Origin of the sequence: Aquipseudomonas alcaligenes (genome assembly GCF_003205495.1) — a bacterium.
GTDB classification, from domain to species: domain Bacteria; phylum Pseudomonadota; class Gammaproteobacteria; order Pseudomonadales; family Pseudomonadaceae; genus Aquipseudomonas; species Aquipseudomonas alcaligenes_B.
Genome location: NZ_QJRX01000005.1, coordinates 180,964 through 204,089, shown reverse-complemented (window position 1 = coordinate 204,089; position 23,126 = coordinate 180,964). Strand labels below are relative to the sequence as shown.

General features: G+C 64.7%; 28 protein-coding genes and 1 pseudogene. 14 read left to right on the top strand and 15 right to left on the bottom strand.

What is annotated here, in order from left to right; all coding sequences use genetic code 11:
- The first annotated feature begins 162 nt into the window (after nt 1-162).
- The 6 genes from DMO17_RS11105 to DMO17_RS11080 all read left to right on the top strand — a co-directional run bounded on the left by DMO17_RS11105 (nt 163) and on the right by DMO17_RS11080 (nt 4,201).
- Complete coding sequence (locus DMO17_RS11105) at nt 163-384, top strand: hypothetical protein (RefSeq protein ID WP_110682548.1); 222 nt, start codon at nt 163-165, stop codon at nt 382-384.
- Nucleotides 381-593 (top strand): CsbD family protein, encoded by a 213-nt coding sequence (locus DMO17_RS11100; protein ID WP_110682547.1) that lies wholly within the window; start codon nt 381-383, stop codon nt 591-593. The genes DMO17_RS11105 and DMO17_RS11100 overlap by 4 nt, the downstream gene beginning before the upstream one ends.
- 103 nt (nt 594-696) lie before the next feature.
- The gene (locus DMO17_RS11095) at nt 697-1,530 is read left to right on the top strand and encodes a BON domain-containing protein (protein ID WP_110682546.1); all 834 of its coding nucleotides are present in this window, start codon (nt 697-699) and stop codon (nt 1,528-1,530) included.
- Nucleotides 1,531-1,761: 231 nt separating this feature from the next.
- Nucleotides 1,762-3,033, top strand: coding sequence for a cardiolipin synthase (cls, locus tag DMO17_RS11090; protein ID WP_258371524.1), 1,272 nt, complete (start codon nt 1,762-1,764; stop codon nt 3,031-3,033).
- Nucleotides 3,030-3,917, top strand: a complete 888-nt coding sequence (locus DMO17_RS11085) for a hypothetical protein (protein ID WP_110682545.1) — start codon at nt 3,030-3,032, stop codon at nt 3,915-3,917. Before cls ends, DMO17_RS11085 begins: the two co-directional genes overlap by 4 nt.
- Nucleotides 3,918-4,042: 125 nt before the next feature.
- Nucleotides 4,043-4,201 carry a DUF3309 family protein gene (locus tag DMO17_RS11080; RefSeq protein WP_110682544.1) on the top strand — a complete coding sequence of 53 codons (159 nt, stop codon included), beginning with the start codon at nt 4,043-4,045 and terminating at the stop codon, nt 4,199-4,201.
- A 63-nt stretch (nt 4,202-4,264) separates the two neighbouring features.
- Here the strand turns inward: DMO17_RS11080 and DMO17_RS11075 are convergent, their stop codons facing one another.
- Nucleotides 4,265-4,768: a hypothetical protein gene (locus DMO17_RS11075; protein ID WP_110682543.1), complete on the bottom strand. Its 504-nt coding sequence runs from the start codon at nt 4,766-4,768 to the stop codon at nt 4,265-4,267.
- Between the two features lie 199 nt (nt 4,769-4,967).
- Here DMO17_RS11075 and DMO17_RS11070 point away from each other — a divergent pair, with 199 nt between their 5' ends.
- Complete coding sequence (locus DMO17_RS11070; protein WP_110682542.1) at nt 4,968-5,699, top strand: alpha/beta fold hydrolase; 732 nt, start codon at nt 4,968-4,970, stop codon at nt 5,697-5,699.
- An 8-nt stretch (nt 5,700-5,707) separates the two neighbouring features.
- Here DMO17_RS11070 and DMO17_RS11065 read toward each other — a convergent pair whose 3' ends face one another.
- Complete coding sequence (locus DMO17_RS11065; RefSeq protein ID WP_258371523.1) at nt 5,708-5,917, bottom strand: hypothetical protein; 210 nt, start codon at nt 5,915-5,917, stop codon at nt 5,708-5,710.
- Nucleotides 5,918-6,088: 171 nt separating this feature from the next.
- Here DMO17_RS11065 and DMO17_RS11060 point away from each other — a divergent pair, with 171 nt between their 5' ends.
- A complete protein-coding gene (locus DMO17_RS11060) occupies nt 6,089-6,673 on the top strand; it encodes a ferritin-like domain-containing protein (RefSeq protein ID WP_110682711.1) in 585 nt (194 codons plus the stop codon).
- Nucleotides 6,674-6,685: 12 nt separating this feature from the next.
- Here DMO17_RS11060 and DMO17_RS19545 read toward each other — a convergent pair whose 3' ends face one another.
- Genes DMO17_RS19545 through DMO17_RS11050 form a run of 3 tightly spaced genes read right to left on the bottom strand, consistent with a single transcriptional unit; the run spans nt 6,686 to nt 7,757 of the window.
- A complete protein-coding gene (locus tag DMO17_RS19545; RefSeq protein WP_146224912.1) occupies nt 6,686-6,973 on the bottom strand; it encodes a hypothetical protein in 288 nt (95 codons plus the stop codon).
- On the bottom strand, nt 6,970-7,389 hold the full coding sequence (locus DMO17_RS11055) for a phage holin family protein (RefSeq protein WP_110682541.1): 420 nt from the start codon (nt 7,387-7,389) through the stop codon (nt 6,970-6,972). Before DMO17_RS11055 ends, DMO17_RS19545 begins: the two co-directional genes overlap by 4 nt.
- Nucleotides 7,390-7,391: 2 nt before the next feature.
- Nucleotides 7,392-7,757 (bottom strand): ElaB/YgaM/YqjD family protein, encoded by a 366-nt coding sequence (locus tag DMO17_RS11050; protein ID WP_181418774.1) that lies wholly within the window; start codon nt 7,755-7,757, stop codon nt 7,392-7,394.
- A gap of 210 nt (nt 7,758-7,967) precedes the next feature.
- On the opposite strand from DMO17_RS11050, the gene DMO17_RS19540 reads away from it, so the two are divergent.
- From DMO17_RS19540 to DMO17_RS11030, 4 genes are all read left to right on the top strand, one after another.
- Entirely contained in the window at nt 7,968-8,207 is a 240-nt protein-coding gene (locus DMO17_RS19540; protein WP_146224911.1) for a hypothetical protein, read from the top strand.
- A 186-nt stretch (nt 8,208-8,393) separates the two neighbouring features.
- Complete coding sequence (locus tag DMO17_RS11040) at nt 8,394-8,675, top strand: hypothetical protein (RefSeq protein ID WP_110682538.1); 282 nt, start codon at nt 8,394-8,396, stop codon at nt 8,673-8,675.
- A gap of 71 nt (nt 8,676-8,746) precedes the next feature.
- The gene (locus DMO17_RS11035) at nt 8,747-9,145 is read left to right on the top strand and encodes a DUF4398 domain-containing protein (protein ID WP_110682537.1); all 399 of its coding nucleotides are present in this window, start codon (nt 8,747-8,749) and stop codon (nt 9,143-9,145) included.
- The gene (locus DMO17_RS11030; RefSeq protein ID WP_110682536.1) at nt 9,145-9,924 is read left to right on the top strand and encodes an OmpA family protein; all 780 of its coding nucleotides are present in this window, start codon (nt 9,145-9,147) and stop codon (nt 9,922-9,924) included. The genes DMO17_RS11035 and DMO17_RS11030 overlap by 1 nt, the downstream gene beginning before the upstream one ends.
- 136 nt (nt 9,925-10,060) lie before the next feature.
- On the opposite strand, the gene DMO17_RS19535 is transcribed toward DMO17_RS11030, so the two are convergent.
- Nucleotides 10,061-10,318: a hypothetical protein gene (locus tag DMO17_RS19535; RefSeq protein WP_146224910.1), complete on the bottom strand. Its 258-nt coding sequence runs from the start codon at nt 10,316-10,318 to the stop codon at nt 10,061-10,063.
- A 281-nt stretch (nt 10,319-10,599) separates the two neighbouring features.
- Nucleotides 10,600-10,944, bottom strand: coding sequence for a hypothetical protein (locus DMO17_RS11025; protein WP_110682535.1), 345 nt, complete (start codon nt 10,942-10,944; stop codon nt 10,600-10,602).
- A gap of 267 nt (nt 10,945-11,211) precedes the next feature.
- On the opposite strand from DMO17_RS11025, the gene DMO17_RS11020 reads away from it, so the two are divergent.
- Both DMO17_RS11020 and DMO17_RS11015 read left to right on the top strand, forming a co-directional pair.
- Nucleotides 11,212-12,510, top strand: coding sequence for an SAM-dependent methyltransferase (locus DMO17_RS11020; RefSeq protein ID WP_110682534.1), 1,299 nt, complete (start codon nt 11,212-11,214; stop codon nt 12,508-12,510).
- 162 nt (nt 12,511-12,672) lie between these two features.
- Complete coding sequence (locus tag DMO17_RS11015; protein ID WP_110682533.1) at nt 12,673-14,739, top strand: putative bifunctional diguanylate cyclase/phosphodiesterase; 2,067 nt, start codon at nt 12,673-12,675, stop codon at nt 14,737-14,739.
- A gap of 8 nt (nt 14,740-14,747) precedes the next feature.
- On the opposite strand, the gene DMO17_RS11010 is transcribed toward DMO17_RS11015, so the two are convergent.
- From DMO17_RS11010 to DMO17_RS10975, 8 genes and pseudogenes are all read right to left on the bottom strand, one after another.
- Nucleotides 14,748-15,470 carry a Crp/Fnr family transcriptional regulator gene (locus DMO17_RS11010; protein WP_181418773.1) on the bottom strand — a complete coding sequence of 241 codons (723 nt, stop codon included), beginning with the start codon at nt 15,468-15,470 and terminating at the stop codon, nt 14,748-14,750.
- A gap of 126 nt (nt 15,471-15,596) precedes the next feature.
- The gene (locus DMO17_RS11005) at nt 15,597-16,325 is read right to left on the bottom strand and encodes a Crp/Fnr family transcriptional regulator (protein WP_110682532.1); all 729 of its coding nucleotides are present in this window, start codon (nt 16,323-16,325) and stop codon (nt 15,597-15,599) included.
- A 293-nt stretch (nt 16,326-16,618) separates the two neighbouring features.
- A complete protein-coding gene (locus DMO17_RS11000) occupies nt 16,619-17,236 on the bottom strand; it encodes a hypothetical protein (protein ID WP_258371522.1) in 618 nt (205 codons plus the stop codon).
- Between the two features lie 23 nt (nt 17,237-17,259).
- A complete protein-coding gene (locus DMO17_RS10995; RefSeq protein WP_110682530.1) occupies nt 17,260-18,894 on the bottom strand; it encodes a BatD family protein in 1,635 nt (544 codons plus the stop codon).
- A complete protein-coding gene (locus DMO17_RS10990) occupies nt 18,891-20,639 on the bottom strand; it encodes a VWA domain-containing protein (RefSeq protein ID WP_110682529.1) in 1,749 nt (582 codons plus the stop codon). Before DMO17_RS10990 ends, DMO17_RS10995 begins: the two co-directional genes overlap by 4 nt.
- A gap of 7 nt (nt 20,640-20,646) precedes the next feature.
- Nucleotides 20,647-21,658, bottom strand: a pseudogene (locus DMO17_RS10985) (vWA domain-containing protein); the annotation flags it as partial.
- On the bottom strand, nt 21,651-22,148 hold the full coding sequence (locus DMO17_RS10980; protein WP_110682527.1) for a DUF4381 domain-containing protein: 498 nt from the start codon (nt 22,146-22,148) through the stop codon (nt 21,651-21,653). The pseudogene DMO17_RS10985 and the gene DMO17_RS10980, both read right to left, overlap by 8 nt.
- Entirely contained in the window at nt 22,145-23,086 is a 942-nt protein-coding gene (locus DMO17_RS10975) for a DUF58 domain-containing protein (protein WP_110682526.1), read from the bottom strand. Before DMO17_RS10975 ends, DMO17_RS10980 begins: the two co-directional genes overlap by 4 nt.
- Nucleotides 23,087-23,126: the final 40 nt, after the last annotated feature.

Sequence of the window (23,126 nt, the reverse complement as noted above, 5' to 3'; positions counted from 1 at the left end):
TCAGGCTTATCCAGCGTGGCCGGCATAGCTAGTCATCTCGACTATTCCTGTCGTCCACGGCCCTATGCGCGCCAACGCACCGACGCCCTGCTTTCTGGCTGCCATTGTCCTCCCCCGGTACCGCGCAATCTCGCCGGCACCCCGAAGCAACCAGAGGTCACCATGAACAAGCCCAACGAACCCCGCAGCCCCAACGTCCCGGCCAAGGCTGCCGAGCAAGTGCAGAAAGGCGGCATCGCCAGCGGCCAGAAGCCGTTCCAAAAAGCCGAGCCTGTCTCGCAGAAGCCGGGTGAATCCCAATCTGCCAACAAGGACCCGCGACCGGAGCAGAAGCTCGCTCAAGGTCCGGCCAAAGCCGCCGAACAGGAGCCGAAGAAGTCATGAGCCTGCCCAGCAGCGATGAGCTCAAGGGCAAGTGGAAGCAGCAGGTCGGCGCCGCCAAGATCGCTTGGGGCAAACTGACCGAGGACGAGCTGCTGCAGTCCGAAGGACAGGAGCAAAAGCTCGCGGGTCTGCTGCAGGAGCGTTATGCCATGACGCGCGATGAAGCGGACAAGCAGGTCAAGAGCTTCCTGGAAAAATGCAAATGCTGAGGTAAGCCGCATCGGCGTCCATACGGACGTCGGTGCGAGTCGGCGGTTGCGGTCAGTCGACCGCAGATTGCCGGCATCACCTATTCCCGAGTGGAGAAACACCATGAACAGGCAACCCCGCACCCTCTTTCTCGCCTCGGCCCTGGCCCTGGCGGTTGCTACCGGCAGTGCTGGCGTCATTGCCGCGACTAGCTCCCAGGAGGTCATCAATGCCCGTCAGGAAAGCCAGATCTGGACGACCTATGCTCTCAGTCCCTATCTGCGCGCCCATGACCTGAAAGTCTCGGTGGACAACGGCAAGGCCACCCTCACCGGGCATGTCGCCGAGGACGTCAACAAGGAGCTGGCCAAGGAGATCGCCCTGGGGGTCGAGGGTATCAGCTCGGTCGACAACCAGATCATCGTCGACTCCAACTATCAACCGGCCAAGCCCGGCACCGAGCGTGGTTTCGGCGACACCATCGACGATGCCAGCATCACGGCGGCAGTAAAGGCGAAGCTGATGTGGAGCAAGAATGCCGATGGCATGTCCACCAATGTCGACACCCGCTATGGCCGAGTAACCCTGCGTGGCACGGCACAGAGCCCCGAGGAGCGCGATCTGGCCGGGCGCCTGGCAAACAACACGCGAGGCGTGGTGTCAGTCGATAACCAGTTACAGATCGATCCGACTCAGGTCGGTGCCATGCAAAGCGGCAAGCGTGCGGCCGATGAGGCCGGCGAGGACATTTCGGACAGCTGGATCACCACCAAGGTCAAGTCGACCCTGCTGTACTCCAGCAATGTTTCCGGCTCGGCCATCAATGTCAGCACGGCCCAGGGGGTAGTCAGCCTCAGCGGCCGGGTCAGCAACGGCAGAGAGCATGCCCTGGCTATCGAGCTGGCGCAGAACGTGCGCGGAGTGAAGAGCGTGCAGTCGCGGGAGCTCACCTTCTAGCGTAGTGGTGGATTGCTACACGAGCGCTACACCGCAGGCACGATGTGCGGTGTGGCGATTCGTCTGATGCAAGTCGGGGGCTGGCCGCTCCCCGATGGCGGAGGGTGGGTCATGCAATTGCACGCCCGATGTGGGCGATATGGGCTGTTCGTACCACTCTGCATGAGTCTGATGGTGGCCTGTAGCGTGCTACCGACCTTGGTCCCGGACATGGGGCGAGCGGAGCGGCCCGTGCCTCTGGAGGGGCCCGACGGACCGCTATCGGCGTCTCGAAGTCAAGCCATCATCGCGCGCTTGCAGGCCGATGCCAGGCCAACCGACTTCTTCGACCTGCACCTGGCCATCGAGGAGTCCATCGTCGGCAGTCCATTGACCACCGGCAACCGGGTCGAGCTGCTGCAGGATGGGCCGCTCACCTACCAAGCCATGCTCGACGCGATAGTCACCGCGCACGATCACATCAACATGGAAAGCTACATTTTCGATGACGACGAAATAGGCCAGCGCTTCGCTGCGGCCCTGATCGTCCGACAGCGGGCCGGCGTGCAGGTCAACCTGATCCGCGACAGCGCCGGAACCCTGGGCACACCACCTGCCTTCTTTGCCGCCCTGAGCGCCGCGGGTGTGCAGGTCGTCGAATTCAATCCGGTCAACCCGCTCACCGCCGGGGCGGGTTGGGAACTGAATCGGCGCGACCATCGCAAGCTGTTGATCGTCGACGGGCGAATCGCCTTTCTCGGCGGCATCAACATCAGCAGTGTGTATTCCGGCAGTTCGCTGCGCCTGGGCTTCAGGCCACGGCCTGATGGTGCACTGCCCTGGCGCGATACCGATCTACGCCTGGAGGGGCCGGTCGTCGCTGAGCTGCAGAAGCTGTTCATCATGACCTGGGCTGAGCAGCGTGGGCCGCCACTGCTGGCGCGCCATTACTTCCCGCCGATGGAGCGACGCGGTGACGAGGTGGTGCGCGCCATCGGCAGCTCGCCGGAACACCCGTACAGCCTGATCTACGTCACCCTGATTTCGGCATTGCGCAGCGCTCAACGCGAGATCTGGCTGACCAATGCTTACTTCGTACCCGATCCGCAGTTGCTGGCGGCACTGAAGGACGCCGTAGCCAGAGGCGTCGATGTGCGCCTGATCTTGCCCAGCAGCACTGACTCCTGGCTGGTGTTTCACGCCGGGCGCGCCTACTACGACGAGCTGCTGCGTGCCGGCGTCCGCCTCTACGAGCGCCAGGATGCCTTGCTGCATGTGAAGAGTGCGGTGATAGACGGGGTCTGGTCGACGGTAGGTTCGACCAACCTCGACTGGCGCAGCTTCCTGCATAACCAGGAGATCAATGCAGTGGTGCTCGGCGCCGGCTTCGGCGACAAGATGCGCGCGGTGTTTCGTGCGGACCTGGCGAAGTCGCACGAGATAAGCCTGCAGACGTGGCAGGCACGTCCACTCGGAGTGCGCGTACAGGAGCTGTTCGGCCGGCTTTGGGAGTACTGGCTATGAGGCCTCATGTATTGGCCTTTCTGGTCGTGCTGCTCGGCCAGGCAACACCACTGTGGGGCAGCGAGAGTACAGTACTGGGCGCCCGCTATGAGAGCCTGCGCGAGGTACTGGCCGACAACCCGTTCCAGCGGCCGTTGTACCTAGAATCGCGGCAGACGAAGAGCAGTCTGCGTGGCGATATCTACGCCGAGGTGGCGCAGCCCTTCATCCTGGTCGAGCCGGCGTTGCAGGGTATCGGCAACTGGTGCGACATGCTCATCCTGCACCTCAATGTGAAGGCCTGCTATGCCGCAGGGCCGGCCACCGCTGCCATGCTCAGGCTGCATCTGGGGCGCAAGTTCGATCAGCCACTGGCCGAGGCCTACGCCTTCGAGTTCCGTTATCGACTGGCAGCGGCCGAGCCCAACTACCTGCGGGTGGAGCTGGAGGCCGCGCAGGGGCCGCTGGCCACCCGCGACTACCTGATCGTTCTGGAGGTCCTGGCGCTGGGCGACCAGCACAGCTTCCTGCACCTGTCCTACTCCTATACATATGGCACGCTGGCACGTCTCGCCATGCAGGCCTATCTGGCAACAGCCGGGCGTGACAAGGTGGGTTTCAGCAGCGAAGGAGACGGCGCCGATGGTCAGCCGCTGCGGCAGGGCTCAATGCGCGGCGTGGTCGAGCGCAATGCCATGCGCTACTACCTGGCGATCGAGGCGTACCTGGAGGCTCTGATGCTGCCGGCGGATGCACGCCTGCAGCAGCGTCTGCAAGGCTGGCATGCTGGCTCGGAGCGCTATGCCCGGCAATTGCATGAAATGGAGCGCGAGGCCTATCTGGCCATGAAGCATCGCGAGGTAGTCCGTCAGCAGGCCATGGCGCAACGGGCCGCATCAGAATGAGGGTGTGTGCGCTTGCGTACAGATCGACCGTGCGCATGCGCCCATGCTGGAGATATGTAGAGCTCCGGTCACGGATCGCGCATCTGCTAAACCCACCCATTCATTCGCGATGCAAGGGGACTCCCATGAGCCTGGGCACCATACTACTGATCGTGCTGATCCTGCTGCTGATCGGCGTCATTCCTACCTGGCCACACAGCCGCTCCTGGGGCTACTGGCCCAGCGGCGGAATAGGGGTGATAGTTATCGTCATCCTGATTTTGCTGCTGCTCGGCCGTATCTGAGCCTACAGGGTGGCCTGGGGCGGTACCCTTGGTACTCGGCCCCAGACCTACCTGTTCATAGGGCTATTCGCCAAGCCGGGCTCGCATGTCGGTATCCTTGCACAGGTCGGCCGAAGCCTTCATGACTTCGCGGGCAATAGCCGTTTCCCGTGCGTTATGGGTCTGTGCAACCAGCAGCACATCCTCACCCTCGCTGGGCTGGGAGGGATTCCACAGCACTGCTGCTGCAACGGTACCGCCGAACAGGCCTCCCCCGAGCGCAGTCCAGCCGATCAGCATGGCCGGGGTGATATGCGCGGGGCTGACATCACCGAGCAGCATGACAGCCTCCACCAGCACGCCGATGGCGGTGCCGACTGCCGCCCCGCAGATGCCGTAAATCAGCAGGTTGTTCAATGCCGCACGGCGGCTGCTACCCGTGCTCGGGGCGGGAGGGCCGTTGCTATTGGCAGCGATTATCTGCAACTGCTCGCTGCGCAGTCCTCTGTGCAGCAGTTGGGCCAGGGTGCTTTCGGCCAGGCCGCGGCGCAGGTAGAAGCCCGAGACGTTGTGCTGGTAGCTGTGCATGTTCGTACTCCCGAACGAGAACCGTGCATGACGGTGGAGGCTTCAGCCTAAGTCTGGGGTTTGGCCTCGTCTGTGCGCTCGCCAACTCAACCCACGTTCTGTGTGTTAGCGAACGGTGCCAGGTGCCATGCAGGTGCAACGTGGTTGCCACTGATCTTGCGCCTTGGCGCCAGGCTTCTCTCGCTATGGAGGTACTGCCATGAACAAGCCACACCTTCTTTTCCTGCCAGGGCTGCTGTGTGATGCCCGTCTGTGGCAGCACCAGGTCACGGCGTTGAGCGAGCTGGCGCATGTCTCGGTAGCCGATCTGACACTCGCGGACTCCATCGTCGAGATGGCCGACGATGTGCTGCATCAGGCGCCGGAGCAGAACTTCGTCCTGGTGGGGTTCTCTCTCGGTGGCTATGTGGCTCTGGAGATCATGCGCCAGGCTCCACGCCGGGTCAGAGCCCTGGCCCTGCTGGACACCAGTGCACGGGCCGACAGCAGCGAAACCAGGCAAGGGCGCCTGGCGCTGATGAGCCAGGCCGAGCATGACTTTCCCGGTGTGATCGCCACGTTGCTGCCGAAAATGCTGCACCCCAGGCATCTGCAGGATACGGAGCTGGTGGAGCTGGTTACTGCGATGGCCCTGGGGCTTGGCCCCGAGGTCTTCAGGCGTCAGCAGTTGGCCATGCTCGGGCGCATCGATAGCCGCGCCAGCCTAGGGCAGATTGCTTGCCCCACGCTGCTGTTGTGTGGGTTGGAGGATGAGCTCACGCCACCGTCCGTGCACCTGGAAATGCAGGCATCGATCGTTGGTGCGCAACTGGCCCAGATCGAGGATTCTGGGCACCTGACGCCGCTGGAACAGCCCCAGCGTGTCTCCAGCAACCTGGAACGCTGGTTGGCTGCCCTTTGGCATCCCTTGCCACGAGCCATAGCGGGCTGACATTGGGCTCAGAGTAGCTGCTGCCAGACTTCAGTGTTGGCCAGCTCATCAACACTGGCGTGCAGGGGCTCGCCATGGATGGGGTTAAGTTCGTAGCGGCAGGCCGACTCGAAGGTTGCTGCATAGCGCACGCCGCTGAGCCTGTTCAGGTACAAGTGCAGTGGGTGGCACTGTGCGTTGATGTGGCGGACGAGACTTGATTCGATCATACCGTTCATGTGGTGGCCTGCTGCGGCGAGTGCCGCTGTCGTTTCATGCAGTCTTGCGCGTGGCGCCTAGGCAGTCTGTACGCCAGCGAACCATATGCCGACAGGTTATGTATGCCGCCGCACCGACCGCGCTACCGCACAGCTCTAGGCTTGGCCATCAACTCCCTGCAGGCCCACACCATGAAGACGCCACGCCCCCATGACACTACGCCGAAGAGCATCGAGCGCTTGCGCTGCCAAGCGCGCCAGGATGTCGAGGCAGGTGCGGTGACGGCCGACTATGCCGCCGACCGCCGCGCCGTTCTGCGGCTGCTCGATCAGGCCTTGGCCATGCAGATTGTCTGCATGTTGCGTTATCGGCAGCACCATTTCATGCAGCGCGGCCCACTTGGCAAGAGCCTGGCTGCGCAATTGCTCTGCCATTCCATCACCGAGCAGGGACATGCCGACCTCCTGGCCACCCGTATCGTGGAGCTGGGCGGCGAGCCCGATTTCGCCCCGGATGGCCTTGGCGCAAGAAGTCCCACTGAGTACGCGGTCGGTACCAACCTACAGCAGATGATTCGCCAGGACCTGATCGCCGAACGTGTCGCCATCGGCAGCTACCGCGAGATGTTGCTGTTCCTGGGCGAGCGCGACCCGACCACCAGTCGCTTGCTGGGCAGCTTTCTGGCCGAGGCAGAAGCACGTGCCGGTGAGTTGGCCGGGCTGATGGAAGCTCTCCCGGTCGTGCCCTGGACGCCGCATGCGGCCTGTCCGGACTGACACCGACTCACCCTAGGAGGGTGGGCGTCGGTTGGCCGTCAATGCGCACAGCAGTCGGGTCGCTAGCAGGGTACCACTCAGAGTGCGCAGCAGGCGTGGGCTGAGCAGCAGAAGTGTCAGTTGCGAGACCAGGCGCAAGGCCAGTGCCGGACGTCTGGTCAGCAGGCGCATGGTCAGGCTGCGCGGGAAGACATCCTCGCCGACGCTCGGAGGCGCAAGAAGATGTCCGATGCGCTGGCGCTGCTGATGAAGTCTGAGACGCAGTGCCCGGTGTTGCTCGTTGTCTTTGGAGAGGCTCATAGCTTGCTCTTCAGTAGGGCGATATCTGCCGCCAGTTCATTCCGGCTGGCAGCGAAGCTCATGCTGCCGCGGGCCAGCAGCTTGCGCACCCGCCACCAGGCCAGTGCAACAGCGAGGCCATGGCCCAGCAATAGGCCGAGCAGAGCGTGAATCCGATATGAGGTCTGCCAGCTCAGCGTCACTACCAGCGCACAGCCCAGCAGCAGCGTGATCAGCAGGCAGGCGAAGCCAAGTAAGCTGGCCAGGAGCAACTGCAATAGCCGGGCTTTTTCCTGTGCCCATTCTTGTTGGGCCAACTTCCCGTGCAGCGCCGCCAGAGCCAGCAGGGATGGGCCGATCAGGCGCAGCTCACACCACAGCGCGACCAGGCCACGTCTGCCTATCGAGGGCTTGCCCAGGGGCTGTTGCTGCGTCATGGCTAGCCGCGGCGGGCCAGAATGAAGCCCAGCAGAAAGGCGGCGGCAGCACTGGCGCCAAGCGCCTTCCACGGTTGCTCATGGACATAGTCGTTGGCTACGCCTGCCGTCTGGCGTGCCCGCTGCACCATGCCATCGCTCATCACCTGGGCGCTCGCCCTGGCTTCGGCAATCCGTGCGGTGAGCTTGCTTCTGACTGCGGCCAGGTCTTCGCCAGTGAGCGAGGTGGCTTCCTTGATCAGATCCTCGATGTCGGCGAGCAGATTGTGGAACTCACGGGAAACACCGAGAGGCGCGGGCGCATGTTCGGGCGAGGTGGCTTTGTCGGTGTTGCTGCCGGTCTTGGGAAAGTTGCTAGGCGCGTACATGGCGAGCTCCTCGGATAGGCGCCAACGATTCGGCTGGCGCGGGAGAGCCAGGCTGCGCGCTAACCAATCTGGCGTCTGTGCGCCAGCGAACGCCGTCTGACGATCACAAGCTATGCGCGACAACGTACGGACAGCCGCGTGGACGACTGTCATCGTCCCTCTCCCGGGTAGCACTTATTGCACACCCACAGGCCCTCGCAGGAGGCCATCATGAACAAGCCCAACACAACGGACCGACCCAATGAGCCTGGCGTCCAGCCTCAGCCGGCCGAGCCCGACTTCACCCAACCGAGTAGCGATGAAGCCACTCGGCTGCCGCTGCCGGGGGAACTGCATGAGCCGCAACCTCCGCTCGGGCATGAGGTGCGCGAGCCAGCCGCAGTAAATCCGCCCAAGGATATGCCTGAGAGCTCTCAGCACCCGATGGTCGATGCGCGCGCCAACCCATGAATACCCGGCCTGCAGCAGCGGTACGGCGGATGACGAACGTGCGCAGCTGTCGCAAACATCCTGTGGGGCGACTTGGCCCCTGGTCATTTGCTGCGGTCGCAGCCAGGCCAGGCCCCCTGTCATTGCAGTAGCACTGCAGAGAGCGGACTGCCTGGTTGCACCGCTCACATCCGGTTGGAGGTTGATATGAACACGTCCTCCCGCGCCCTGATGCTGGCATTCGGCCTCGCTCTGGCGATGTTGGCGGTCAGTACATTGGTAGCCGCTATTGCGCTATCTGGCGAAGCCGCATCGGCGCGTCTGCAAGCCGAGGTCTGGAAAGCCTATGCGTCGAGCCTTCACCGGCATGAGCCGAGACTGGCCTCAGGCTCCGCGCCGCACTCTTCTCATGGGGAGGCGGCCAGGCGGTTGGCGCTCGCCGAGGATCTGGAAGACAACGCTCATCAGTCGCTCGGACTCAGGTTTTGAGTCGGGTACTTCCCATCATTCGTGCAACCTGCAGGCTGAAGTGCCGTGGAGTTGCCAGTGAGGATCACACCATGAACCACTACTTACAGGTAGCCAAACAGGCTGCCCCGGCAAGTCTGCCGGCTCTACTCTGCGGGCTATTGCTCCTGACGGCCTGTGCCGCTTCACCGCCACCCGACCAGGCCTTGCAGGCGGCGGAGGCAGCCATTGCTCGTGCCGAGCAGGGGCGCGCCAGTGATTACGCGGCAGCCGAACTGAGCATGGCTCGCGACAAACTGGCGATGGCCAATGTCGCAGTCGATCAAGAGGAAATGCTGCAGGCCGAGCGCCTGGCCGTGCAGTCGCGCGCCGAGGCTGAGCTGGCACTGGCAAGATCGCAGGCCGGTCGGGCACGCGAGGTCAATGAAGAGATGCTGGATAGCACCAACAGCCTGAAGCAGGAAATGCAGCGCAACACAGGAGCCAGATAATGAACAGTGTCCGTAATGCCCAGTACCTGCTTGGTGCTATCGCCTTCTGCGCACTGCTGGCTGGTTGCGCCTCTACTCCTGACATGGCCCCGGGGGCCGCAGAGGCACGCGATAACCTCAGTCGCCTGCAGGGTGACGTGCAGTTGGCCAATCGTGCGCCGCTGGCGATCAAGGAAGCCGAAGCCGCCGTGGTGGCGGCCGAGCAACCCGGACACGACGAGGTCGTCGGCCAGCATCTGGTCCTCATGGCCGACCGCAAAGTCGAGATCGCCCGGGCACAGGCGCAGACGCGCCTGTATGAAGATCAGCGCCAGCAGCTGAGCGCGCAACGGGAACAGGCCCGTCTGGATTCGCGGACGCTGGAGGCTGACAGCTTGCAGCGCCAGCTGACGCGCCTGAATGCCAGAGAAACTGATCGGGGCCTGGTGATCACGCTCGGCGATCTACTGTTCGCCAGTGGCCGCTCTGTCCTGCGTGCGGAGAGTGCCGATAACCTCGATCGTCTTGCCGCTTTCCTGCAGGGAAATCCGGATCGCGATCTGATGATCGAGGGCCATACCGACAATGTCGGTAGCGACTCATCCAATCTCTATCTATCGCAGCAGCGCGCCGAGGCGGTGAGGACCTACCTGGAAGGGCAGGGTATCGACAGCGACCGGCTGGCGGTGAGTGGCCGGGGTGAGCGAGAGCCTGTGGCGGGCAATGACTCCGCGTCCGGGCGGCAAATGAATCGCAGGGTGGAGGTGATCATCAGCCACCGCTACAACTCTCAGCGCTGAAGAGACCGAATGGGGCGCCTGGTAGCGCCCCATCTGGTATGGATGCATGAAAAGGGATTCATCCCTGACAAGGATTGTGTTTGCCCCATTTCAACGAGTGTGTGTGCCAGTAGGTAAAGCCGGAAAGTCCAGGCGGCTATTGAACGGCATGCTCTTGAGCTTGCAGCCGGCATACTGCCTTGACCTTGTGTTGCAGTGTATTGGCGATGGCCTGTGCTTCGGCCAAGGTGGTACCTGCCTGAAGGTGGAGGGTTATCGCCCCATCAGTGCTGGCCTCTCCCGAAGGATTCAACGGTTCACAGACTATAGTGAGCTGCACCGCTTCAGGTTCATGTGTACTGGGTGCCAACTCTTTCACGATATAACGGTAGATATCGGACTGTGTGTGATTCATGGCACTCTCTCCAGGCCGGCTGTCTGTGCTGGCGGACCTTCAGTCAATTGGGCTTATGCCCATGGCCAGCCTGAGCGCTGTGACCGGTGGTGTCTGTTCGGTAGCGAACAGAGACACGAGCAGCCCAGGCATCATCGCCAGATTCGGGCCTGGCGGCGCCAGCGCGGCTTGCCATAGTCACTGCTGGTGATCTGCTGGCTGGGCTCGTCGCCAGCGGTTGTGGCGGGAGGGGCCGGTGTGCAGGAGTCGACCAGACTGAAATCCAGTCCCCCACACAGAAGCTAGTCGTCGACTTCCCAATGAAATGTATGCAGCACCCTGTGTATGACAGGCGTCAAGACGATGGCGAGCACGATCAGGAATACCAGCCCTGCATACAAGGCGTAAATGCCGGCGAAGACCTTACCTCCATCTGATTGAGGTGCGTTCACCGGCCCCATTCCTCCCAGCAGCATTGCCGAGTTGATGAAGGCATCACGCCATGCGAGATGTTCGAAATGCTCGTAGCCGACCATGCCAACGAGCAAGGACGCAGCCAGCAAGCCGATTGCTGCCAGGAAGTGTATGAGTAGGCGGCGAATGAAGTGGGCCCTGGGGATAGGGGCACAGTACTTGGATTCATACATTCGCCTTCTCCGGTGTTTGCGCGTCAGCCCAGAGCCGTCCTCGAGGTATCGCCCCACGTTGCCCATCGCGGCCAGTATGCCCAGCGATTCCTCAGAGAATAGTCATGACTGCGCTCCCGTCCCATGGGAAAACCGTTAGCGGACAGACGCAGGTGGCTTCCGAGTTGTTATGTGCGCTAGCGGACAGACAGCCCGGCAATCAGCGTGGAATCTGTGAGCTGTCAGCGAGGGCGCCCGGGGCCTCGCAGCTCCCAGGCAGAGGGCAGCATGGAACAACTCAAGCGGGAATATCACCAGATCCCCACTTCAATCGATCCGTTGGTCACACTGCTGAAGCGTCTGCTACGGGGGGCCGGTGGTGAGTTCTCCGTTCGTTTGTGGGACGGCAGCCACCTGCAGTCCGCCGATACGAAACTCGCGCCTCGTTTCACGCTGATATGCCGCAATCCTGATGCGCTCAGGTCACTGCTCTTGGGGCGCAATCCACTTCGTCTAGCGGAAGCTTATTTGCGCAACGATCTCGATATCGAGGGTGACCTGTTCGCCGTGGTGGCACTGAAAGAACGCCTGCAGTCGCTGCGCATGGTGTGGCATCAGCGCTTCTGGAACAGTCTGGTCTGGCTTTTACATCACCTTCGCAACACGGATGCGCTACCGGGGTATCGCCGGTCGGTCGTGCGCCACAGCAAGCAGGAGAATAGCGATGCGGTCGCCTTTCACTACGACGTCTCCAATGACTTTTATTCACTTTGGCTGGATCCGGCCATGGTCTACTCCTGCGCCTACTTCGAGCACCCCGAGGATGACCTGGAGAAGGCCCAGCAAGCCAAGCTCGAACACATTTGCCGGAAGCTGATGCTTCAGCCGGGCGAGTGCCTGCTCGACATCGGATGCGGGTGGGGAGCGCTGATCCTGCATGCGGCGAAATACCATGGCGTGAAGGCTCATGGAATCAGCCTCAGTCACAGCCAGCTGGAATTGGCGCGTGCGCGCATAGCCCAGGCCGGTCTGGCTGGCCGGGTGACTGTCGAGCTGTGCGATTACCGGGATCTCGATGGCAAAAACCAGTACGACAAGATCGCCAGTGTCGGCATGTTCGAGCATGTCGGCCTGCGCAATCTGCCGCTGTACTTCGCGTGCGTGAGGCGCTCTCTGAAGCCGGCAGGTCTATTTCTGAATCACGGAATAACCAGCGCGTCCGAAGGATGGCAGGAGAGTGCCAACACGCGCTTCATCAACCGCTACATCTTTCCCGATGGACAGCTCGACACCATCAGCAATATTCAGCGTGTCATGGAGGGTGAAGGCTTCGAGATAGCCGATGTAGAGGCTTTGCGCCGCCATTACGCACTGACGCTCAGGCATTGGGTCGAGCGTCTGGAGAAACATCACGCCGAAGCTTTGCGGTTCGTCAGTGAGCAGACCTACCGTGCCTGGCGGCTGTACATGACCGCCAGCGCTCTGCAGTTCGAGACCGGCGGCATCGGTGTCTACCAGATCCTCGCGAGTATGCCCGCAGGCCAGGCTAGCGGCTTGCCCCTCACCCGGCGCCATCTCTACTGCTGAAGCCAATGCCTGAAGGTGGGCCAGGGCACATCTATCAGGGAGTGATGTTGTCAGGGCAGGCATCAGCTGATCGAAGAGCCGGCGTCAGTCTCAATGCCCCTACGGACTAGCGATTCTATCTGGCTGGTTAAGCGTAACGACATCATGTGAGCGGGAGGTGCAATGAGCGAGCGGATCGTGATTGCCACAGCGGATGATCAAGCATATGGCCAGCTGCAGGAGATGCTCGGTGAAGTTGCAGCAGACGCTTTTGCCGAGGATCGTTGCTGCTCGTTGAGCGAGACCGTCGCAAGCATGCACCGGGGCGCCATGGATGCCTTGCTACTGGACTTGGATCTGCCAGGCAGCCAGGGACTGGCAACCCTGCAGCAACTGCGAGGCATGGATCCCATGCTGCCGATCATCCTGATCTGTTCCCAGGCACAGCAGACTCTGGCGCGCCAAGCTCTGGGCCAGTCTGTTCAGGGGTACATATTCAAGGGCGATGGTGTCGGCTATCTGCTGGCCCAGATGCTGCACGACAGCATCGGTCAGGGGCTTCTGAAACTGGAGCTGCAGCGGGCACAAGTCAGCCTCGACTCCATTGACGACGCCGTCATCGGTATGGACATGCGTGGAGGCGTCGACTACATCAACAGTGCTGCCGAAGTCATGACCGGGTGGCTGCGCGAAGAGGCCGTGGGTCAGCCCATTACCCGGGTCATGCGCTTAGTTGAAGGCACGCATGATGACGCTAGTCCATTGGATCTCGCCCAGCAGGAGAGGGGGGCGAAGGGGGCAAGGTGCAAGGCATCGATGGTGCGGCGCGACGGGGCTCTCATGGAAATTGAGGAGTCGGTGGCACCGATCCACGGTGGACATGGCCGCATCAGTGGTGCAGTGGTGGTATTTCAGGATGTCACCGAGGCACGCCGTATGTCCTACCTGGCTCAACATGATGTTCTGACCAGGCTCCCCAACCGAGTGCTGCTCAACGACCGTATCGCCCAGGCCATTGGCATGGCTCAGCGCAATGGAAAATCCACCGCTCTGCTGTTTCTCGACCTGGATAATTTCAAGCGGATCAACGACTCACTGGGGCATGCCGGAGGCGACCAACTGCTGCGTGAGGTCGCGCAGCGCCTGTCGGACTGTGTACGTGGATCGGATACCGTCAGTCGCAATGGCGGCGATGAATTCGTGGTGCTACTGGCGGAAGAGCGATCCCTGCATGACGCCGGCATTGCGGCACAGAAAATACTGGCGGCTCTGGCCGAGCCGCACCGGATTGAACAGCAGGAAGTGCAGGTGACAACCAGCATCGGTATCAGCGTATACCCCGCGGATGCCAAGGATGCCGATACCCTTATGAAGAACGCCGATACGGCGATGTATTGTGCCAAGCAGGCGGGACGTAACAACTTCCAGTTCTTCCGTCGTGACATGAACCTGCAGGCGCTTGAGCGTCAGCGCATCGAGCGAGACTTGAGCCTCGCACAGCCGCGCCATCAGCTGCGCCTGCACTACCAACCAAGGGTCGACTTGGCGACTGGCGCTATCACTGGCGCTGAAGCACTGCTGCGCTGGCGGCATCCGACTCGGGGGCTACTGCTACCGGAATGCTTTCTGAAGCAAGCAGAGGACTCTGGTCTGATCGTGCCAATCGGCCGCTGGGCTCTGCAGGAGGCTTGCCTGCAGTTTCGGCGCTGGCGAGTGCTTGGTTCCAGGTTGGCGAGTGTGACGGTGAAGCTCTCCAGCGCCGAGTTGTACCAGCCCGATTTTGTCAGCTGTTTACGCGCCATTCTGAAGCAGACCGGCCTGTCTCCGTGCTCTCTGCAGCTGGATATCCGTGAGGCATCGCTGACGCAGGATATCGAGTCCAGCAGCATTATCCTTCAACAGCTAAGCGCTCTGGGCGTACGACTGGCGCTGGTGGATTTCGGCCTAGGCTTGAGCAATCTGCATGGGCTGCTGGCAATGCCTTTCGACGTGTTGAAAATCAACCGAGCCAGCGTTCAGGCCATGGGCTGCCGCGGTGGTCAGGAGGCCATTGCCGGGGCGCTGATCGCCTTGGGCGAGCGCCTGGGTTGCCAAATGGTAGCCACCGGCGTTGAGACCTCCGAGCAGTCTGCCTTGCTTCAGTTGGAGCGCTGCAACCAGGCTACGGGATTTCTATTTGGCCACGGCATGCCGGCCCGACAGTTCACCCGTCTGTTAAATGCGCGAACCATAGCCACGGCGGGGGTTTAGCTTCAGGTTTAGCTGCGGAGAGGGGGCGAAAATAACTTTGCGTAGTCTGCACGCATGGCCGCGTAGCATTCGCACGCGACCAGTTCCAGACTGGCACGATCAAGAATGGTGATTTGGCCGCGCTGGTAGTGGATCAGCCGGCGCGACTGCAAGGCTCCAGCCGCGATGGTTACGCCGCTGCGGCGCACGCCCAGCATGTCGGCCAGATAGGCATGGGTCAGCTGCAATTTGTCCACATGCGCGCAGTCCTGGGTCATCAGCAGCCAGCGCGCCAGGCGGGGCTCTACCTCGTGGAAATGCCCGCAGGCCGCATTGCGCATCAACTGGGTCAACAGCACGTAGAGATAACGGTTGAGCGCCCTTAGCAGGCGGGGACAGTCGCGTAGCGCCAGGTGCCATTGGCGAACGCTGATGCGCAGGGCACGGCCACTGCCCTGCACCACAGCACGACTTGGAGCCGTGCTCACGTCCAGGGCCAGCGTGGCGCCAAGTACGCCTTCATTGCCAATCAAACCGAGCTCCAGTGGCCGATGGTGCCCCAGGCTGAACACCTGTGAGATGAATCCGTCGAGTGGGAAATAAAGGTGACGCACGGGCGCGCCGGCCTCGCAGAGGACATCGCCAAAGCTCAGCTGTACCACATCACAATGCAGAAGCAACCTCTGGCGCTCACGTAACGGTAGTCGGGCAAGAAGTCTGTTTTCGGTGGCGAGGGAAATGATGGCTGGCATCAGGGGGAGCCTGCAGCACAGTGCGAGCCTTGGTTGGCGGGGGAGCGGTGCTGGGCAGTCCCGTCCCGGCAGTTTGCAGGATCGCTATGGCCGCTTCCGTTCGCTACAGCACCCAGAGCTTGGCATTCATCGGGCCTTGTGCTGCGGCAGGTAAGGGAGCAGGCGATCGGTCTCACGCTTGACCACGGCATAACACTCACAGCTCAGTTGCTCGAGCTTCTTGCGGTCCAGTACGGTGATATGGCCTCGGCTGTATTCGATGACCCCCTGCCGCTGCAGCTTGCCGGCAGCCTCGGTAACCCCTTCCCGGCGCACGCCAAGCATATTGGCGATCAGCTCCTGGGTCATGGTCAACCGGTTGCTCGGCAACCGGTCCAAAGACAGCAGCAGCCAGCGACATAACTGTTGGTCGATCTGGTGGTGGCGATTGCATACAGCCGTCTGCGCCATCTGCGTGAGCAAAGCCTGGGTGTAACGCAGCATCAGGACCAGGAGCTCGCCGTGGCGATTGAACTCATCCTTCAGCCGCTGCCCCTGCAGTCGATAGGCGTAGCCGCCACTCTGCACGATGGCCCGACTCGGAGTGCTCTCTCCCCCCATGAACAGGGCGACACCCACCAGGCCCTCGTTACCGACCACGGAGATTTCTGCCGAAGCGCCATTCTCCATGACATACAGCAGCGAGATGATCGAATCGGTGGGGAAGTAGACGTGGCGGAGGGTATCACCGGACTCGTAGAGCACCTTGCCCAGTGGCAGTTCGACCCGCTCTAGTTGGGGAAACAGGCGGTCTCTGACCTCCTCCGACAGGGCAGCCAGCAGATGATTCTGCTCAGGAGTGACAATTGCGGTCATGGCGGCCTCCTTCCTAGAGATGGTGTGGCTCAGCCGCCCTAGGTTACACCTCGGTGCGACCAACTCTGTTCGTTACCGCACATAGCGGCACTTGTCAGTGTATGCCCAGAGATTCGGCATCATCGCTCCGGTCATCAGCTTTTCCGCTACTAGACCCCGGTTGAGTGGCAGAGACTCACATGGTTCGTTGATTTAAGAGATTTTGGCGGCCGGAATGTCAGAGCCATTGGGGGCTAGCCAATGGCCGCTTGTGGCCGTTAGCTGCCCCTCTGGGCATAAAGTCTTCTTCTAGCTCAGTACAAATCGGTGCGCCTGGTCGGCTTCACTGCCTGGATGAAGCTATGACCCAGGCCGATGTCGGTGACCACACGGGTGCACAGGGCGGGGATGGCGATCAGCACGTGGATCAGCATGGCCAGCGCCGCGTAGGTGGCGAACTCGGTGGCGCGTAGCGCCAGTGGCAGCGGATCGCGGCGGCTCTCCAGCAGTGCCTGGCGCAGGGCGGGCAGGTCGGCCCAGTGGTCGGCGTCGATCTTCTCGCGCATGGCCAGCGGGTACAGGTTGCGGCTGCGACAGCCGCGGCGGAAGGCGCGCCACATGCGTTTCGGTTCCAGCACCAGGCCGGTGGAGAGGGCGATCAGGTTCATGGTGCCGAGCAGGGGCGAGTTGAGCATCGAGCCGGTGCCCAGTTCCCAGGCGCTGACTTCGCCCTCGCCGATGCGCCCGGTGCTGTAGCCGGTCGTGATGTGGTGCAGGTCGTGGTACTTCAGGTAGATGTGCCGCGTCTCGATGTTTGGCAGCGGCACCAGCAGGCAGCCGGTGTAGACCGGAACGGTGCAGGCCTGGCGGTCGGCGGTGTCGCTGAAGCCACAGCGGCGGTAGAAGGCGGCGAGTTCTTCTTTGAGGGTCATGGGTTCCATCCTTGGAACGGTTGTCAGCGTGGGTAGAGCGGTGGCAGCGGGCTGGTTTCCTGCGGGTTGGCCGCAGCCTCCAGGGCCGGCAGGTTGCGGATCGCCTTCCACAGGCTCTCGCCCTGCCACTGATTGCCGGTTTCGCTGTACAGCGCGCCGTTCAGGCCGTCGAGGGCCTCGGACAGCGGCACGAAACGCGCGGCCATGTCGGCCAGGGTTTCCGGCTGCTGGCGGGCCCAGGCATCCAGGGCCTGGCGGGTGGCGTGCGGGTCGTTGGCCAGGCAGGCGCGCTTGAGGTCGTCGAGCAGGGTGCGCGGGCTGGGGCCGCTCTGCGCCGTCGGCAGGATGGCCGGCTGGCGCCGAGCCCGCCACCACAGGCCGAAGCCCAACAGGGTGGTCAGGCTGAGCAGGGCGCAGGCCAGCTGCCAGGGCCACAGCAGGGGGGCGTCGGCGGCGCCGGCCGTGCTCGCGGTGACCACTGGGGCGTCCACTTCCAGCTCGGGGTTGCTCGCCACTTCCAGGGTGCGTGCCGGCAGGCTGGCGGTTTCCAGGCGATCCGCGTCGGTGTTCCACCACAGTACCCGCACTTCCGGCAGGGTCAGGCTCCCACTCTGGCTCGGCACCAGGGCCTCGCTCTCCTCGCGGCTGCCGATCAGACCGCGGTCGCTGCTCTCGTTGCGCAGCTGCGGCTGGTCCGGGTAGCGGCGCAGGCCGGGGCTGTCCTGCTGTGGCAGGGGAGGCAGCTGGGCGCTGGACAGGCCCTCGGCGCGCAGCATGATGTTGCGCGTCAGCGAGTCGCCGACGCTGGGCTGGTCCGGCTCCGGGTTCCAGGCCTCGCTCAGGCTCAGCGCCCGCGCCGGCAGCCAGGGTGCGTCGGCCGGCCAGGCGGCCGGCCGGGCCCGGACCTGCAGGGGGATTTCCGGCGAGCGCACGCGGGTCAGGCGTCCCGGGCGTGGGCCGAAGGGGTTGTAGTCGCGGTCGCGTAGCGCCGGGGTGGCGCTGAACACCTGGGCGGGGATCAGCAGCTCGCCGCTCTCCTGCGGGAAGATTGCGTAGCGCAGCTCGATCACCCCGTGGCGCACGCCGTTGACGTCGGTCTCGAAGGTGCGCGGGTCGCCCAGCTGCTCGACGCGGGCGTTGGGGATGCTCAGTGGCGTCAGGCTGCTGTCGTCGTACAGCGACACCGAGTGGTAGATGCGCAGGGTCAGCACCACCTGGGCCTGCACGTAGACGCTCTCGCGGTCCAGGCTGGCGTCGATGAAGATGGGCGCCAGCTTGCCATCGGCCGCCGTGCCGGCGCCGCCCTTGACCACCTGCAGGGTGATCGGCTGGCTCTCGGCGTCGCCCAGCCGCAGTGGCGGCACCACCACGTAGCCGCTCTGCCGCGGCAGCAGGGTGACGATCCAGCGGGTGCTGGCGCGGGTCTTGCCGTCGAAGGTGGCCAGGCGGTTCTCCTGGCGCGTGCTGACCACCTCGAACTGCTGCTTGAGCGGCTCCAGGTCGGGCATGCCGAAGACCGTGACGTCGTCCGACTCGAGGAACAGGTCGAAGGTCTCGCCCTCGTTCAGGCGTGCCCGGTCCACCGTGGCGGACAGGTTGGCTGCCAGCGCCGGCAGGCTGGCGAGGCAGAGGAGGAGGGCGCAAAGCAGGCGTTTCATCGGGACTGTTCCTGGCGCTGCTGTTGTTCGTAGAGGAATTTGCGCCGCAGCAGCTCGCCCGGGTCGTCGGGGATCTGCCGCAGCCATTGTTCCAGCGCATCGCGCTGCTCGCCGCCGAGCGCCTCGGCGCCGCCGCTCGGGCTGTCGGCGGGCTTGCCCTGGCCGGCATCCTGCTGCTCGGCGGCGGCCGGCTGCTGGCCGTCGCCAGCCTGCTGCTCCGGCTGCGTCTGCGGCTGCGGGGCCGGTGGCGGCTCGGCCGAAGGCGGCTGTGCGGGCTGTGGTTGGCTGGCGCCGGGTTGCGGCTGGCCGCCCTGTGCATTCTGCTCGGCCTGGTCCTGTTGCGGGTCGTCCTGGTTCTGCTGCTGCGCCTGCTGTTGCTGCTTCTGCTGGCGCAGCAGCTGCTCGACCAGTGCCCTGTTCTGTTGCGCGGGCGCGAGCCCCGGGTCGCGTTCCAGGGCCTGGTCGTAGGCGTCCAGCGCGGCCTCCAGTTCGTTGCCCTTGGCCAGGGCGTTGCCACGGTTGTAGTGGGCGATGGCGCTGTCGGCGCGGGCGAAGCGCTCGGCGGCGCCGGCATAGTCGCCGGCGCGGTACAGCGCCTCGCCCTGCCATTGCGGGTCCTGGAAGTGTGCGGCGGCTTCCCTGGGCTTGTCCGCCTGCAGCAGGCGCTGGCCCTGCTGGTCCGGGCGCAGCCACAGGTCGTCCCAGCCGAGGGCGTAGCTCGGCTGCGGGACCAGCGACAGCAGCAGCGGCATGCAGAACAGCCAGCCACGGCGCCCGGCGCAGGCGGCGATCAGCAGCAGCGGCAGCAGCAGCCAGTGGCCCTGGTCGGCCCAGGCCTGCAGGCGGGTCGGCTCGGCGCCCTCGCGCAGGGCCTGGGGACCGCCGAGCAGGTCGAGGCCCTGCAGGTCGGCGTCGTCCAGGCGCGCCTTGCGGTACAGGCCGCCCAGCTCCTCGGCGAAGCGGCGCAGCCCGGCGCCATCCAGGCGCGGCACCAGGATGGCGCCGGCGGCGTCCTTGAGGAAGCTGCCGTCCTCGCCGCGAATCGGCGCACCCTGGGCGCTGCCGATGCCGAGGATGGCCAGGCGCTCGCCACGGTTGCCGAGGGCCTGGCGGATGCCGCCGCGCTCCTCCTCGCTCAGTTCGCTGCCGATCAGCAGCAGCCGGCCGCGGCCCTGGGCGCCCTGGTCGAGCAGGGCCAGTGCCCTGGTCACCGCCAGGTCGGCGCGCCGCCCCGGTTCCGGCATGATCGACGGCTTGACCGCCTCCAGCAGGTTGTGCGCGGCGGCCAGGTCGTCGGACAGCGGCACCAGGGTATGGGCGCTGCCGGCATAGACGATGATCGCCGTCTGCGCATCGCTGCGCGCCTGCAGCAGGTCGAGCAGCTTGCGCTTGGCCTGCTCCAGGCGGTTGGGCGCAGCGTCGGTGGCGAGCATCGCCGGGGTCAGTTCGAGCAGGACCACCAGCGGATCGGCGCGCTTCTGGCTGGCCTGTTCCAGGCGCTGCCAGCTCGGCCCGAGCAGGGCCAGCAGGGCCAGCAGCCAGGCCAGGCCGAGGGCGATCCACGGCAGCTTGTTGTTGCGTGCGCGGCCGCCGGACAGCAGCACGGCCTGGAAGGCGGCCGGCAGCAGCGCCTGCCAGCGCCCGCTGCGGCGCTGGCGATGCCACAGCTGCCAGAGCAGCCAGCCGAGCAGCGGCAGCAGGAGCAGCCACCAGGGGCGCAGCCAGTGCGGCCAGAGCATCTCCATCAGGCGTTCCTCGCCAGGCGCGCGGCCAGCGCCTGCCAGCGCTGCGGCCACAGCTCGCGGGCCACCAGCAGCAGGCTGACCAGCAGCGCCGCGGCCAGCGGCCAGGGGTACAGGGCCAGCGCCGGACGCGCGCGGGTCGGCAGCTGGGCGGCCGGCTCCAGCTGGTCGAGGGTCTCTTCGATGCGTTGCAGCTCCGCGCTGGTGCGGGCGCGGAAGTAGCTGCCGCCGGTCTGCTCGGCGATCTCGATCAGGGTCGCCTCGTCCAGGTCCACCCCAGGGTTGAGCCCGAGCATGCCCATGATGCCGCTCTGCTCGGGGTCGGCGCCGATGCCGATGGTGTAGATCTTCACCTGCTGCTCGGCGGCCAGGCGCGCGGCGACCTTCGGCTCGATCTCGCCGCCGTTGTTGGCGCCGTCGGTGATCAGCACCAGCACGCGGCTGTCGGCCGGGCGCTGGCGCAGGCGCTTGACCGCCAGGCCGATGGCATCGCCGATGGCGGTCTGCGGCCCGGCGATGCCGATCAGCGCCTCGTCCAGCCAGGTGCGCACGGTGTGGCGGTCGAAGGTCAGCGGCGACTGCAGGTAGGCGCGGCTGCCAAACAGGATCAGGCCGATGCGGTCGCCGCGGCGGTCCTCGACGAAGTCGCCGAACAGTTTCTTCACCAGCTCCAGGCGCGAGATGTCCTCGCCGTCCCACTGCATGTCGGCATGGTCCATGGAGCCGGACACGTCCACCGCCAGCAGCAGGTCGCGGCCGCTGGCCGGTAGGGGCAGCGGCTCGCCGACCCATTCCGGGCGGGCGGCGGCCAGCAGCAGGAACATCCACAGCAGGACGAAGGGCGCCTGCTGGCGCCAGGCCGGCAGGTTGGCGCGGGCGCGGCGCCCGCTGAGGCCCTCCAGCTCGGCGAGGAAGCTGACCTTGAGCGCCGCCTCGCCGCTGTCCGCCGCCGGCAGCAGCAGGCGCAGCAGCCAGGGCAGCGGGGCGAGGAGCAGGGCCCAGGGCCAGGCGAACTCAAACATGCTTGCGAATCCAGGTGTCGACGGCCTGGTTGAGGCCGTTGATGGCCTTGTCGTCGAGGCTGCAGTGGCTGCGGTAGGTGCCCTCGACCAGGATCATCCAGCGGGTCAGGCCGGCAGCCGGGCAGCGGCTGTCGAGGAAGGCCAGCCAGGCGCGGCCGCTGAGCACGTGGCTGTTGTCGTTGGGATAGTCGGCACGGGCCAGGCGCTTGAGCAGGGCGTTGAGCTGCTGCAGCCAGGGGCCGGCGTGCTGGCCGTCGTAGGGGCGCACCAGACGCGCCAGCTCGGCCAGGGCGGCCTGGCGCAGCGGGTCGAGCGGCTGCTCCTGTACCTGCAGCGCGCGCTTGCGCCTGGGCAGGCAGCGGCGCAGGTACCACAGGCTCCAGAGCAGCACCGGCAGCAGCACCAGCAGCGCCCACCAGCCGGGTGCCGGCGGCCACCAGGGCACCGGCGGCGGGGCGATGGTCGGTTGCAGCTGGTCGAGCGGGTTCATGGCCGCTTGCCCGGTTGCTGGCTGCTGAGGTGTTCGCGCAGCTGTTCCACCAGCTCGCCGGCGGTGGACAGGGCCAGCAGCGGCACACCGAGCTTCAGCGCCAGGCGCTGCCAGCGCGCGCGGCGCTGTTCGGCCAGGCCGCCGTAGGTGACGCGCAGCGCCTCGCCGCTGGTGTCCAGCTCCAGCTGCGCACCCTGCTCGACGAAGCGCAGCAGGCCGGCGTCGGGCAGCTCGTGGTCGAGCGGGTCGGACAACGGCAGCAGCAGCAGGTCGGTGTGCCGCGCCAGCAGGGTGAGCTGCTGCTCGGTGGCATCGTTGAGCGCGCGCTCGTCGCACAGGATGATCGCCAGGCTGCCCGGGCGCAGCACCTCGCGGGCGCGGCGCAGGGCCAGGCCGAAGCTGTCGCGGCCGTTCGCCGCGTCCGGGTGCAGGGCCTGGTTGGCGCGGGCCAGGCGGTTGAGCAGCTGCAGCAGGCTCTGCTTGCTGCGCCGTGGCTTGATCTCGTGGTGCTCGGCATCGCCGAACACCAGGCCGCCGATGCGGTCGTTGTGAGCCAGCGCGGCCCAGCCGAACAGGCTGGCCGCCTGGGCGGCGAGCACCGACTTGAACTGCAGGCGTGACCCGAAGAACAGCCGCCGGCTCTGCTCGACCATGATGAAGATCGGCCGCTCGCGCTCCTCGTGGAACAGCTTGGTGTGCGGCTCCTGGGTGCGCGCGGTGACGCGCCAGTCGATGGTGCGCACGTCGTCGCCGGCCTGGTACACCCGCACCTGGTCGAAGTCGACGCCGCGCCCGCGCAGCTTGGAGTGGTGCAGGCCGATCAGCGGGCTGCGCTTGGCCGGGGTGGAGAACAGCTGTACCTCGCGCACGCGGTGACGCATCTCGATCAGCTCGGCGAGGCTGACGCGGATGCCGGGAGGTGTGGGCTGGGCGTGCATGGGGCGCGGAACCTCAGCCTACGGCGCAGGAGTGCGCCCT

Coding starts and splice junctions, on each gene's coding strand:
- DMO17_RS11085 (WP_110682545.1), top strand. CDS start 3,030: ATGAGGCCTCATGTATTGGCCTTTCTGGTCGTGCTGCTCGGCCAGGCA.
- DMO17_RS11005 (WP_110682532.1), bottom strand. CDS start 16,325: ATGACCGCAATTGTCACTCCTGAGCAGAATCATCTGCTGGCTGCCCTG.
- DMO17_RS11055 (WP_110682541.1), bottom strand. CDS start 7,389: ATGACGCAGCAACAGCCCCTGGGCAAGCCCTCGATAGGCAGACGTGGC.
- DMO17_RS11015 (WP_110682533.1), top strand. CDS start 12,673: ATGAGCGAGCGGATCGTGATTGCCACAGCGGATGATCAAGCATATGGC.
- DMO17_RS11100 (WP_110682547.1), top strand. CDS start 381: ATGAGCCTGCCCAGCAGCGATGAGCTCAAGGGCAAGTGGAAGCAGCAG.
- DMO17_RS11030 (WP_110682536.1), top strand. CDS start 9,145: ATGAACAGTGTCCGTAATGCCCAGTACCTGCTTGGTGCTATCGCCTTC.
- DMO17_RS19535 (WP_146224910.1), bottom strand. CDS start 10,318: ATGAATCACACACAGTCCGATATCTACCGTTATATCGTGAAAGAGTTG.
- DMO17_RS11060 (WP_110682711.1), top strand. CDS start 6,089: ATGAAGACGCCACGCCCCCATGACACTACGCCGAAGAGCATCGAGCGC.
- DMO17_RS11040 (WP_110682538.1), top strand. CDS start 8,394: ATGAACACGTCCTCCCGCGCCCTGATGCTGGCATTCGGCCTCGCTCTG.
- DMO17_RS11025 (WP_110682535.1), bottom strand. CDS start 10,944: ATGTATGAATCCAAGTACTGTGCCCCTATCCCCAGGGCCCACTTCATT.
- DMO17_RS11070 (WP_110682542.1), top strand. CDS start 4,968: ATGAACAAGCCACACCTTCTTTTCCTGCCAGGGCTGCTGTGTGATGCC.
- DMO17_RS11020 (WP_110682534.1), top strand. CDS start 11,212: ATGGAACAACTCAAGCGGGAATATCACCAGATCCCCACTTCAATCGAT.
- DMO17_RS19540 (WP_146224911.1), top strand. CDS start 7,968: ATGAACAAGCCCAACACAACGGACCGACCCAATGAGCCTGGCGTCCAG.
- DMO17_RS10990 (WP_110682529.1), bottom strand. CDS start 20,639: ATGGAGATGCTCTGGCCGCACTGGCTGCGCCCCTGGTGGCTGCTCCTG.
- DMO17_RS11075 (WP_110682543.1), bottom strand. CDS start 4,768: ATGCACAGCTACCAGCACAACGTCTCGGGCTTCTACCTGCGCCGCGGC.
- DMO17_RS19545 (WP_146224912.1), bottom strand. CDS start 6,973: ATGAGCCTCTCCAAAGACAACGAGCAACACCGGGCACTGCGTCTCAGA.
- DMO17_RS11105 (WP_110682548.1), top strand. CDS start 163: ATGAACAAGCCCAACGAACCCCGCAGCCCCAACGTCCCGGCCAAGGCT.
- DMO17_RS11095 (WP_110682546.1), top strand. CDS start 697: ATGAACAGGCAACCCCGCACCCTCTTTCTCGCCTCGGCCCTGGCCCTG.
- DMO17_RS11065 (WP_258371523.1), bottom strand. CDS start 5,917: ATGAACGGTATGATCGAATCAAGTCTCGTCCGCCACATCAACGCACAG.
- DMO17_RS10995 (WP_110682530.1), bottom strand. CDS start 18,894: ATGAAACGCCTGCTTTGCGCCCTCCTCCTCTGCCTCGCCAGCCTGCCG.
- DMO17_RS11000 (WP_258371522.1), bottom strand. CDS start 17,236: ATGACCCTCAAAGAAGAACTCGCCGCCTTCTACCGCCGCTGTGGCTTC.
- DMO17_RS10975 (WP_110682526.1), bottom strand. CDS start 23,086: ATGCACGCCCAGCCCACACCTCCCGGCATCCGCGTCAGCCTCGCCGAG.
- DMO17_RS11035 (WP_110682537.1), top strand. CDS start 8,747: ATGAACCACTACTTACAGGTAGCCAAACAGGCTGCCCCGGCAAGTCTG.
- DMO17_RS11080 (WP_110682544.1), top strand. CDS start 4,043: ATGAGCCTGGGCACCATACTACTGATCGTGCTGATCCTGCTGCTGATC.
- DMO17_RS11050 (WP_181418774.1), bottom strand. CDS start 7,757: ATGTACGCGCCTAGCAACTTTCCCAAGACCGGCAGCAACACCGACAAA.
- DMO17_RS11010 (WP_181418773.1), bottom strand. CDS start 15,470: ATGCCAGCCATCATTTCCCTCGCCACCGAAAACAGACTTCTTGCCCGA.
- DMO17_RS10980 (WP_110682527.1), bottom strand. CDS start 22,148: ATGAACCCGCTCGACCAGCTGCAACCGACCATCGCCCCGCCGCCGGTG.